The sequence below is a fragment of the Intrasporangium sp. genome, from assembly GCF_036566125.1.
Lineage (GTDB): Bacteria > Actinomycetota > Actinomycetes > Actinomycetales > Dermatophilaceae > Intrasporangium.
The window spans coordinates 1-10,379 of the sequence record NZ_DATCWX010000152.1 but is presented as its reverse complement, the minus strand read 5'-3'; the positions used below and the strand labels follow the sequence as shown (position 1 = coordinate 10,379).

12 protein-coding genes are annotated in these 10,379 nt (G+C 67.9%); 2 read left to right on the top strand and 10 right to left on the bottom strand.

Annotated elements, in window-relative coordinates; all coding sequences use genetic code 11:
• A partial coding sequence (locus tag VIR15_RS09140; RefSeq protein ID WP_331927166.1) for a DNA-3-methyladenine glycosylase family protein occupies positions 1–597 on the top strand: 597 nt, incomplete at its 5' end.
• Between the two features lie 234 nt (positions 598–831).
• Here VIR15_RS09140 and VIR15_RS09135 read toward each other — a convergent pair.
• The 9 genes from VIR15_RS09135 to VIR15_RS09095 form a co-directional block, all read right to left on the bottom strand.
• On the bottom strand, positions 832–1,179 hold the full coding sequence (locus tag VIR15_RS09135) for a hypothetical protein (protein ID WP_331927165.1): 348 nt from the start codon (positions 1,177–1,179) through the stop codon (positions 832–834).
• A 168-nt stretch (positions 1,180–1,347) separates the two neighbouring features.
• Positions 1,348–2,502: a M20 metallopeptidase family protein gene (locus tag VIR15_RS09130; protein ID WP_331927164.1), complete on the bottom strand. Its 1,155-nt coding sequence runs from the start codon at positions 2,500–2,502 to the stop codon at positions 1,348–1,350.
• Positions 2,502–3,416: a ribokinase gene (locus VIR15_RS09125; protein ID WP_331927163.1), complete on the bottom strand. Its 915-nt coding sequence runs from the start codon at positions 3,414–3,416 to the stop codon at positions 2,502–2,504. The genes VIR15_RS09130 and VIR15_RS09125 overlap by 1 nt, the downstream gene beginning before the upstream one ends.
• Complete coding sequence (locus VIR15_RS09120; protein ID WP_331927162.1) at positions 3,413–4,360, bottom strand: nucleoside hydrolase; 948 nt, start codon at positions 4,358–4,360, stop codon at positions 3,413–3,415. Before VIR15_RS09120 ends, VIR15_RS09125 begins: the two co-directional genes overlap by 4 nt.
• The gene (locus VIR15_RS09115) at positions 4,360–5,115 is read right to left on the bottom strand and encodes a glutamine amidotransferase (RefSeq protein WP_331927161.1); all 756 of its coding nucleotides are present in this window, start codon (positions 5,113–5,115) and stop codon (positions 4,360–4,362) included. Before VIR15_RS09115 ends, VIR15_RS09120 begins: the two co-directional genes overlap by 1 nt.
• A 1-nt stretch (position 5,116) precedes the next feature.
• Positions 5,117–6,160, bottom strand: a complete 1,044-nt coding sequence (locus VIR15_RS09110; protein WP_331927160.1) for a phosphotriesterase family protein — start codon at positions 6,158–6,160, stop codon at positions 5,117–5,119.
• Positions 6,157–7,149: an ABC transporter permease gene (locus VIR15_RS09105; RefSeq protein ID WP_331927159.1), complete on the bottom strand. Its 993-nt coding sequence runs from the start codon at positions 7,147–7,149 to the stop codon at positions 6,157–6,159. Before VIR15_RS09105 ends, VIR15_RS09110 begins: the two co-directional genes overlap by 4 nt.
• A 7-nt stretch (positions 7,150–7,156) precedes the next feature.
• Complete coding sequence (locus VIR15_RS09100) at positions 7,157–7,927, bottom strand: ATP-binding cassette domain-containing protein (protein ID WP_331927158.1); 771 nt, start codon at positions 7,925–7,927, stop codon at positions 7,157–7,159.
• 43 nt (positions 7,928–7,970) lie between these two features.
• Complete coding sequence (locus VIR15_RS09095; RefSeq protein WP_331927157.1) at positions 7,971–8,795, bottom strand: substrate-binding domain-containing protein; 825 nt, start codon at positions 8,793–8,795, stop codon at positions 7,971–7,973.
• Between the two features lie 267 nt (positions 8,796–9,062).
• Between VIR15_RS09095 and VIR15_RS09090 the strand changes: the two genes are divergently transcribed.
• Entirely contained in the window at positions 9,063–10,097 is a 1,035-nt protein-coding gene (locus VIR15_RS09090; RefSeq protein ID WP_331927156.1) for a LacI family DNA-binding transcriptional regulator, read from the top strand.
• Positions 10,098–10,173: 76 nt separating this feature from the next.
• Here the strand turns inward: VIR15_RS09090 and VIR15_RS09085 are convergent.
• Positions 10,174–10,379: glycerate kinase (locus tag VIR15_RS09085; RefSeq protein ID WP_331927155.1), on the bottom strand; the 206-nt coding region annotated here is incomplete at its 5' end.

Below are 10,379 nucleotides of genomic sequence, written 5' to 3'. Positions count from 1 at the left end.
CGCGACGCGGACCTCGCGCGCATCGTGCACGAGCACGGCCGGCCAGTGCTGTGGACCCGGCCGCCGGGCTTCCCGGCCCTCGTCCTGTTCGTCCTCGAGCAGCAGGTGAGCCTGGCCTCCGCGGCGGCCGCCTACTCGCGTCTCGCCGAGCACCTCGGGGGCATGTCACCCGAGGCGCTCGCCACATCGACGCACGAGGAGTTGCGCGCCTGCGGCGTCTCACGGCAGAAGGACCGGTACCTGCGAGCCTTGTCCGCGGCCGTGCTGGACGGCACGCTCGACCTCGCGGGTCTGGCGGAGCGTCCCGACGACGAGGTGCGCCGGGCCCTCGTCGCCCTGCCCGGCATCGGGCCGTGGACCGCGGACGTCTACCTGCTCGCCTGCCTCGGGAGACCCGACCTCTGGCCGGTCGGTGACCGGGCGCTGCAGGTCGCCGCAGCGGAGGCCCTCGGACTCGCCGCCGTGCCCGACCCGGCAGCACTCACCCTCCTCGGCGAGCGCTGGCGGCCCCTGCGCTCGACCGCGGCCCGGTTGCTGTGGCACGGCTACCTGGCTCGCCGGGGCCGCGCGGAGACCCCGCCTGAGCTGCTTTCCTGACCACGCGTGCGGCTGGGTTGGACTGCGCCACAGACGAACTGAGCCGTATGCCGCTGAGCCGGCTCAGCGGCATACGGCTGGCTTTGGGTTCCTGCCGCCCACGCGGAGCCTCGGCCTCACGTCTCAAGGCACCAGCGGTTTCCACGCACTCGCAGCCAGCGGCGAACTTGGCCCGGATGGCGGGAAGCCCCCAGGTACTGGGGGCTCCCCTCTGCGTCACCTCTGTCCAGGTGATCAGATGATGAGCAGGACCGCGGCGGCGACCGCCCCAGCCAGGCTGAGCGTGCCGAGCACAAAGCTCACGACGGCGCCTGCGGTCCAGTACCCGGACCGGTCGCGAATGCTGGCACCGAGCATGCCCAAGCCTGCGGTGAGCAGGACTCCACCGGCGATCCAGCTGCTGAGGTACCAGACCTCGCCGAGGTCCGCCAGGATCCAGCTGGCCGGCACGAAGTAGGCGTACGCACCGAACGCCGCAACCAGCGCACCCACGATGATGAGCGTGTAGTCAACCGTGCGGTTACGGAACAACCGGGGAAGATGCTCTGTCCTCACGACTTCCTTCTGCTGGAGATCCGACATCGTCCTCACCTCCCTCCTGAAATCACCTCCAGCGTTGACCGCACCCCGCGCCGGGCGTAAGAGTCGTTGGTCCTGACCTTCCCGGCTCGGCGCCCGCGCGCCCGGACGAGATGGAGCGACGCTGGGCGTTCCTCCGAGTCCCGGCCCTGGTCAGCCGGCTTGTCTTGGTCAGATGCCGTCCGCGACCATCAGATGGAGGGCGGCTCCGACTTCGAGGGCACTCTCGTCGTAGACGACGTCGTCTGCATGGTTGAAGGACCTGTTCCCCTCTCCCTGCGCACCGAGATAGACCATCGCGCCGGGCCACCTCCGCAGGAAGTACGCGAAATCCTCGATCACCATCGAGGGCTCCGGCATCGCGACGACGTTGCCGGCCAACTCCGTCTGCCCTAGCCGGGTCTCGAGTCTGGTGATGAAGTCGACGTCGTTGACCACGGCGGGGTAGCCCTCATGGACTGTCAGAGCTCCCGTCAGGCGGTGTGATGCCACAACGTCGCGCACCAGGTCCTGCATTGCCCCGATGAGCTGGGTTCGGGTGTCCGCGGTCAGGGTGCGGAGTGTTCCCCTGAGGCGGCCTGAGGCTGGGATGACGTTGACGGTGTTCCCGATTCGGGACTCGGTGACGGTGGCGACGACGTGCTCTTCTGTTGCGAGGTTCCCGACCAGCTCTCGCAGGCGGATGGTGATCTCCGAGGCGGCCTCGACCGGGTTCCCGACAAGATGCGGCTGGCTTGCGTGACCTCCCGGGCCACCCAGCTCGACGGTGAACCAGTCGCCGTAGGCCATGAACACTCCTGGCCGGCACAGGATCGAACCTGGCGCCGCGAGGGCGTGGACGTGCAGGGCAAAGGCCGTCGCCTGGCCCGGGAACGTGAGGTTCGCATGCTCCAGGCTCCGGAGCGCGCCGCGGTCGGACTCCTCACCGGGCTGGAAGACGAGGACGGTGTCCCGCCTCGGGGGGTTGTCGACCAGGGCCTTGGCGGCCCCGAGGAGCATTGCCATGTGCAGGTCGTGCCCACAGGCGTGCATGGCCTCCGCCACGGTGGACCGGAACGGCACGTCCGTCCGCTCGGTGACCGGGAGGGCGTCCATGTCCGCTCGGAGCACGGAGACGATGTCGTCTGGGGCGGACCCCGGAATGCGGACCGTGACTCCCGCCGCCGGACGGGACTCGCCGACCAGGCCGAGGTCGCGCAGCGTGGAGGCGATGTAGTCGTGGGTTCGGGGCAGCTCGAGACCCACCTCGGGGTGCCGGTGGAGCTCTCGGCGGTGCTCGATCATCCACTCCTGCACGTCGCGGGCCTGTTGGATCCGCACGTTCATCAGCGCGCCTCTCCGACAGGCCCTTCCGAGGTCTCAGCTGTCAGCTGCGCCCCCCGCAGCGTGGTGCTGCGGCCGGCCACCTTCACGGCCGCACGGACCGATTCGTCCAGACTCAGCCCAGCTGCGAGTCCGGTGGCCAGCGCGCCGCAGAATGCGTCACCCGCGCCGGTGGTGTCAACGGGGTCGACGCGCACGGCGGGGATGTGGCGAAGCTCGGCCCCGGGCTCGAACACGGCGGCCCCGTCGGCTCCGAGGGTGACGACCACCGATCGCTCGAATCGTAGGGCGGTCAGGCACTCGGCCACGTCAGTGATCGTGTCTGGCTCGTTCCGGCCGGCGAGCTGCCCGAGCTCCGTGCGGTTCGGTACCAGGATGTCGACGCGGGACAGGACCTTGGCCAAGGCATTCGGGTCCGATGGCATGGGGGCAGGGTTGAGGATGAAAGTGGCGGTGTCTGGTATCGCTTCGACGATCGCCTCCAGAGCGTCGAGGGGGATCTCGAGCTGGGCGAGCACTGCCGAAGGCGAGCAGGCCCGGACGGCGTGCGACACCGCGTCGGGTTGCACGGATGAGTTCGCGCCCGGGTCGACGACGATGAGGTTCTCCCCCGCGTCGTCGACGAACACCATCGCGGTCCCGGTGGCCACTGCGGATGCCTGGGTGACCCCGCTGGTGTCGACCCCGTGCCGCCGAAGATGAGTCAGATAGTCGAGTCCGGCTTCGTCCGCACCGACCGCTCCGACGAAGGCGACGTCGCCGCCGAGCACGGCGACGGCGATGGCCTGGTTGCCACCCTTGCCGCCGTAGTCGCGCGCGCGGTCGAGGGCCAGCACCGTCTCCCCGGGCACCGGCAGCGTCGCAACCCGGTAGCTCAGGTCGATGTTGAGTGAGCCGACGACGCAGACGCCGCTCATGACTGCTGGCCCACCCGATCGATCGCCGAGAGGACAAGATCCCAGTACCTCGGAGCGTCCAGGCTCATCGCCACGTGGACGTTGGGCTGCTGGTCGGGATATCGCTGGTGCAGGTCGACAACCGTCGTGCCGCGCGTCCACCTGCCGTCCAGCTCCACCGCGACGAAGGCGTCCCGCCAGGCGATCAGGTCGGGGTCGATCAGGCCCGCGATCGTGCAGGGGTCGTGGACGGGTGGGGCCTCGAACTCCCAGACGCGGTTGTAGGAGGCCCCGAAGAAGCCCATCCAGGCCGCGCAGGTGCGGCCCACCACGTGGTCCATCGCGGCCATCCGCTCGACCACCGCGGGGGTCGCCAATGCCTGGTGAGTGAGGTTGAGACCGACCATGCGCACGGGCAGTCCGCTGTTGAGGACCAGGTCGAGGGCCTCCGGGTCGGCGAAGGTGTTGAACTCGGCCGTGGGTGTGTGGTTGCCGCGTTCGGTCGAGCCGCCCATGAAGACGATCTCGTGGATGCCGTCCTTCACCGTGGGATGGTCGAGGAGGAGCTGGGCGACGTTCGTGATGGGCCCGGTCGCCGCGATGGTGACCGGCTCGGTGCTGGTCTCGATCGTGCGCCGCAGTAGCTCGGTCGCGGTCTCGGGCACGACGTCGAAACCTGGCTCGGGCATGGGGGGCCCGTCCAGGCCGCTGACCCCGTGGACGTAGTTTCCGAGCGTGGCCTTGCCGTCGATGCCCCCAGCGGCACCGCGCGCCACGGGGATGTCCGTGGCGCGCGCGAGCGTCAGTATCTGCAGGGCGTTGCGGGTTGCGTCCTCGACCGAGCAGTTGCCGAAGGTGGTCGTCACTGCCCGCAGGTCGACTTGGGGCGAGCCGACCGCGAGCAGCAGTGCGACGGCGTCGTCGTGGCCGGGGTCGCAGTCGATGATGAGAGGGCGAGCGACCATCAGGACGTCCGGCCGGCGCCGAGCCAGCGCAGCATGCCACCGACGAGGGGGGCGAATCCGTCCCACTCCAGGAACTCGACCGGGCACCAGTGCGGGCCGATGTCGGAGGTCCACACGAGGGACCGGCCTTCGCCGACCTGACGGGTCGCCAGGAGAACGTCGTCCCCGACGGTGGCAACGACCTGTGCGTCCGGCTTGGCGGTGACGTAGTTGTAGCCGAGCAGCTGGGGGGCCTCGCCCTTCCACGCTTGGGCGATCTCGTGCTCACCCGAAACGACGCTGCAGTCGGCTCCTTCGGGCTTCTCCACGCGGTCGTCGCTGGTCAGCAGGTCCACGGGCAGCACCTGGGCAATCGGGCTGCGAGCGAAGTTTGCCCGAGCCTGGAAGCCCTGGAAGCTGAGGTAGCCGCCGGCCATCATGAGCCCGCCGCCGGCTCGGGTCCACGAGACCAACGACTCCAACGGGTTGTCGGTGCGTCGGCCCCTGAGCCAGACCTCGTTGGGCAGAACGAAGGAGTTGTAGCCGATGTCGGAGAGGATGACGACGTCGTAGGCAGAGAGCGCCTCGACGGTGCGGGGGAAGCTGTTGGGGACATCGTGTGCGTAGATCTGTTCGATCTCGATGTCTTGGCTGGCCGCGGCGGCGATGAAGGCGTCAGCGCCCGTTTCGAAGGTCGTCGATGAGAAGCTGTCGAAGCCCTTGTAGTGGGTCGACTGGGATATCCAGCTCTCGCCGGCGAGCAGCACGCGCGCCATGTCAGTTCTCCTTCTGTGCGGTCTCGAAGAGGGTTCGTGGGTTGGTGGTCAGGAGCTGGTCGATGTCCGCCTGGGACATGCCGAGGCGCTGCAGCCGGGGGACGAAGTACTGCAGGATGTGCCCGTAGCCCGGGCCCCCGTAGTGGCGCAGCAGCGACTTGATGAAGATGTCCTGCGAGATGAGCAGCCGTTCGAGGTGCCCCCGCTCCGCCAGACGGCAGATCCACGTGGCGTTCTGCTCGTCGGAGGGGCACTGCACGCCCTGGTCGGCGTAGAAGACCTCCATGCCGATCATGTCGTACTGCACCCACGCACCCCTGCGCAGCAGCTGTTCCTGATAGGTCAGGTCATCGCCGGAGGGGCCCATGTGGCACAGCACGACGTTGGTTGGATCGACCCCGTGGTGCTCGGCCAGGTCGAGCACCTCTCCAGCGCGGCGGAACCAGGCCGGCAGGTGGACCTGGACGGGCAGGTGGAGCGTCCGCTGCGCGATGAATGCGCCCTCGAGGCTGGCCCGCTCGGCGGGCGTGAAGTCGGCGCCCACCCCGATCTCGCCGATGATGCCGGGGCGGATGCCGTGCTCACCGTCGGTGACGTCACGCACGATGTGTTCTGCGATCTCCTCCGGTGCCAGTCCCTTGACGTGCGTGGGCTGGGATGCGTCGAGGTAGTAGCCGGTGCCGGCGATGATCCTGACCCCGCTGCGTTCGCTGACTCGGCGCAACAGTTCGAGGTCGCGTCCCACGCCGAGTCCAGTTGCGTCGATGATGGTCGACCCGCCGAGCTGCGCATATCGTCCAACTTCCTCGACGGCGAGTTCCTCGTCGTCGAGTCGGCAGTTGTCGCGATTGCCGAACGGGTCCTGCTTCAGGTCCCAGACGATCTCCATCGTCACGGGTCGGGCAGCGAACTCGTCGGCCGCCCACCCGGTCGACGACGTCTCGTGCCACCACGAGGTGACGTCGTTGATGACGTGCTCATGCGTGAGGGTTGTCCCGAGCTCGGCTGAGTCGACCGAGCCCGTGACGGTCATGACCATGGTCATCGACGTGACCTGACCAGCCGTGCAAAGAGCTTGCTGTTGAGGAAGATCGCGACGATCAGGATGATGCCCTGCACGATGGGGACCCAGTAGACGTCGACGCGCAGCAGCACCAGGCCGTTGCTGATGATACCGAGGGTGAGGGCACCGATCGCCGAGCCGACGATCGAGCCACGGCCGCCCATCAGGCTGGTGCCGCCGAGCACGACGGCGGTGATGACCTCGAGCTCGAATGCGGTGCCGGAGTTCGACGAGCCGCTTGCCAGTCTGGTCGCGGTGATGATGCCGGCTCCCGCGGCCAGCACGCCGGTGATGACGAGCACGGCCATCTGGATGCGCCGAATGTCCACGCCGGAGCGACGCAGCGACTCGGCGTTCGAGCCGACCGCGACGACGTACCGGCCGAACCGGGTGCGGCTGAAGACGTACCAGGCGATCACCACGATGGCGATGGCCATCCAGGTCGGGGTGTACAACCCGAGCAGCTTGCCGTTGCCCAGGGGCAGGAGGAAGCTCGACTCGATCGGGGTGCTGTAACCCTGCGTGATGAGGAGCGCGACGCCTCTGACTGCGGTCAATGCGGCCAGCGTGACGATGAAGGACTGGAGTCGCCCGTAAGCGGTCAGGGCACCGTTGATCGCGCCGATGGCGGCACCGATCAGCAGGGTGAGCACCAGCGCGACAAGGGGGTTGCCGGACTGGGCCAGCAGGGCCAAGGAGGCCGCGGTCAGCCCGACGATGGAGCCGACGGACAGGTCGATGGCGCCTGTGGTGATGACGAAGGTCATGCCCATGGCCACGACGACGGTCGGCGCGATCTGGCGGGCGATGTTGACCAGGTTCTCGCTGGTCAGGAACGCGTCGGCCCGGACGCTGAAGAAGATGAACAGCACGGCGAACACGACCGAGATGGAGAGGACTCCGAAGTATCGTCCGATGAACTCGGCTCGGGCGCCGCGAGTGAGCCGTGCGGGCTTGGTGATCGAGGTCAACGGGATCTCACTTTCCCATCATCGCGGCGACCAGTCCGCTCAGATCTGTCTTGGCGGGTTCGAGCTGTCCGTGGATCGTGCCCTCGTAGAGGACGACGAACCGGTCGGCGACCTCGAACAGGTCCTGCAGGCGGTGCGTGATCAGCACGACCGAGACGCCACGCGTGGAGACGTCCTTGATCAGCTGCAGGACCATCTCGACCTCCTTCGCAGCCAGTGCCGCGGTCGGCTCGTCGAGCACGAGGACCTTGGGGTCGAAGGTGACGGCCCGAGCGATCGCGATCGCCTGGCGCTGCCCGCCGGACATGTTCCCGACCTCTTGGCGAGTGTTGGTGATCCGGATGTGCAGCTTGCGCAGTTCCTCGGCCGCCTCGGCGTGCATTCGCTCACTGTCGAGCCGGCGGGAGACCGGGTGGTAGGCCTCGCGGCCGAGGAACAGGTTCGCGGTGACATCGAGGTGGTCGCAGAGGGCCAGGTCCTGGTAGACCATCTCGATGCCGTGTGCTCGGGCGGCCCGGGGCCCGCTGCCGGTCATCTGCTCGCCGTCGACGAGGATCTCGCCACGGTCCGGGGTCTCGGCGCCGGCGAGCATCTTCATCAACGTCGACTTGCCCGCCCCGTTGTCCCCGACGAGGCCGATGACCTCGCCGGGGGCAATGGTCAGGTCGACTCCCTTCAGCACATCGAGTGCACCGTATGACTTGCGGATGCCGCGCATCTCGACCCGCGGCTGGGATGGGCGAGTCGCCGTGGCGTCCGCCGGTGTGGTCGTTGTCATCTGGGGGTCGTCCTCCTACGGGTCCGCAGCTGGCTGCGAGGGATCAGGGGAAGATCGCGCGGTACGGCTCGACGTTCTCCTTGGTGACGATGGTGATCGGCACGTCGATGAAGCCCTTCGCGGCGGCGCCGCCGAGGATCGCCTTGAGCTCCTTGACCGCCTCGACACCCTCGGTCTTCGGATCCTGCTGGACCACCGCGGTCACCGAGCCGCTGTCGATCCCTGAGATCACCTCTTTGGTGAGGTCCCAGCCGATGATCTTGGTCTTGGCGTCCGCGCCGATGGCGCTGACCGCGCCGACGGTGGCCGGCTCGCCCGTGGTGTAGATGAAGTCGAGTCCCGGCTGGGCCGTCACGAGGTTCTGGGCTGCGGTTGCGGCCTTCTCCTGGACGTTGTCGCCACTGACGCTCTGGGTGTACTTGGCGCCCGCGGCATCGATCGCCTTGCGGAAGCTGTCTTCCCGCTGGTTCTGGATGAACGAGTTCTTCGCGTCCACGACTCCGTACGACTTGCCACTCGCCAGGCCCTTGTCAACCATCCATTGCGCGGCCTCCGCGCCGGCCTTCTCGTTGTCGACGCCGACGAAGGTCTCGACCGAGCCCTCCTCGAGCTTCGCGTCAATCGCGACGACCTTGATCCCCTTGTCCCGCGCGGCCTTGACGGCCGGGAGAACGCCGTTGACATCGATCGCCACGACGATCAGGCCGGTCACGCCTTGGGTGACGAAGTTCTCGATGTCGCTGTTCTGCTTCGACGAGTCGTTGTTGGCGTTGGCGATCGTCAGGTCACAGCCGACGTCCTTGGCGGCCTGCTGAGCCCCCTCGTTCATCTGGGTGAAGAACGCGGCGGTCTGGTTGATCTGAGTCATGCCGACGACGCACTTGGCGTTCCCGCCGGATGTTGCCCCGCCCGCGGAGGGGGCGGGCTCATTCCCCGTGCTGCAGGCCGAGGTAACCGCCAGAGCCGTCGCCATGGCGACACCGAGTGCGGCCCGGCTGCGGAGTCGAGACGTCTTTGTCATGGGTGGTGCCTCCTCTTCGCTTCGGCAATCGATTGCCGAGATGCGCTGTAATCTACCTCCCGAGGCGGTCCCTGCATATAGCGATTGCATAACGCCCGCGGATGGAGGAGGCCAATGAAGACGCCAGTCCCCGGTCCGGCACGACCGACCACGATGGCCGACGTCGCCGCCCGGGCGGGCGTCTCGACAGCCACGGTGTCGCGCGTTCTGAGCGACTCACGACCTGTCGCCCCCTCGTTGCGAGAGGCAGTCCTCGACGCCGCATCAGAACTCGGCTACCAGGTCAATCTGGTCGGGCGCGCCCTTCGCAAGGGCCGCACCGCCACCGTTGGCTTGCTCGTCCCTGACCTCGACAACCCGTTCTTCTCATCGCTCGCCCAGCATCTGTCCACCGCGTTCGAAGGATCCGCGACCGATGTCCTGATCTTCACCGCCGGGGAGGACCTGGACGTGGAACGGCGTGGGGTCGAGTTCTTCCTCGGCCGCCAAGTCGACGCCGTCGTCATCATCCCGTGCGACGAGATCGGCAGCACCGATGCGGTGCTGGCGGCCGCGCACGGCACCGCCACCATCCAGCTCGACCGGCAGGTCGTCGGCGCCGGTATCCATTTCGTGGGATGTGACAACGAGGCGGGGATGGCGTTGGTGGCTGAGCATGTGCAGGAGCACGTCGCGATGTCCGACCAGCCAGTGGTCTACGTTGGGGCACAAGCGCAGTCGTCGTCAGGGCACGAGCGCTACCAGTACTTCAGCAAGCACTTCCCGGACCGACCCACCTTCCTCGGCGAGTTCGACTTCGCGTGGGGACAGGCGGCCGTCGACCTCATCCTGGACCAGGGCTTCACCAGGGCAACGATCGTCACAGCGGCCGACATCATCGCCCTCGGTGTCATCTCTGGCCTGCACGTGCGCGGCTACAGGGTGCCGGATGACTTTCGCGTCATCGGCTTCGACGGCATCGGCGTGGCACGCCTTTCGCACCCGACGTTGACGACGATCCGTCAGCCCGTCGAGGAGATGGGACGAACCGTGTTGGAGATCATCTCGTCAACGTCGGCGACACCCGCTCCACGGACCGTCCGTCTCGCCCCCGAGTTCGTCCTCGGGGAGTCCAGCCCGCTCACGGACCCCGACCGCGGGCGACGGTAACCGCGCCCCAACAAAGGATCTCGGGCACCCACCCACCCAGGGACATACGGCCGTACGCTGAAAGAGACTCCCTCGGTCAGCTGGCGAGGTGGTCGCGGGCGATGCGCTCGCCGAGGTCACCGAGCAGGCGTGCCGCGTGGCGTCGCGAGGTGTCTGGATCGGGCGCAACGTCCATCAGCGTGTAGACGGCTGAGATACCCCACTGGGCCAGTCGATCAGTGGGGAGCCGGTTGCGACCGCAGACCGCGATCGCGGGGATCCCACGCGCGACGGCGGCCGCCG

What these genes read in the sequence shown, in the direction of transcription:
- VIR15_RS09135 (WP_331927165.1), bottom strand. Translation starts at nt 1,179, where the DNA reads ATGTCGGATCTCCAGCAGAAGGAAGTCGTGAGGACAGAGCATCTTCCC.
- VIR15_RS09130 (WP_331927164.1), bottom strand. Translation starts at nt 2,502, where the DNA reads ATGAACGTGCGGATCCAACAGGCCCGCGACGTGCAGGAGTGGATGATC.
- VIR15_RS09125 (WP_331927163.1), bottom strand. Translation starts at nt 3,416, where the DNA reads ATGAGCGGCGTCTGCGTCGTCGGCTCACTCAACATCGACCTGAGCTAC.
- VIR15_RS09120 (WP_331927162.1), bottom strand. Translation starts at nt 4,360, where the DNA reads ATGGTCGCTCGCCCTCTCATCATCGACTGCGACCCCGGCCACGACGAC.
- VIR15_RS09115 (WP_331927161.1), bottom strand. Translation starts at nt 5,115, where the DNA reads ATGGCGCGCGTGCTGCTCGCCGGCGAGAGCTGGATATCCCAGTCGACC.
- VIR15_RS09110 (WP_331927160.1), bottom strand. Translation starts at nt 6,160, where the DNA reads ATGACCATGGTCATGACCGTCACGGGCTCGGTCGACTCAGCCGAGCTC.
- VIR15_RS09100 (WP_331927158.1), bottom strand. Translation starts at nt 7,927, where the DNA reads ATGACAACGACCACACCGGCGGACGCCACGGCGACTCGCCCATCCCAG.
- VIR15_RS09095 (WP_331927157.1), bottom strand. Translation starts at nt 8,795, where the DNA reads ATGACTCAGATCAACCAGACCGCCGCGTTCTTCACCCAGATGAACGAG.
- VIR15_RS09090 (WP_331927156.1), top strand. Translation starts at nt 9,063, where the DNA reads ATGAAGACGCCAGTCCCCGGTCCGGCACGACCGACCACGATGGCCGAC.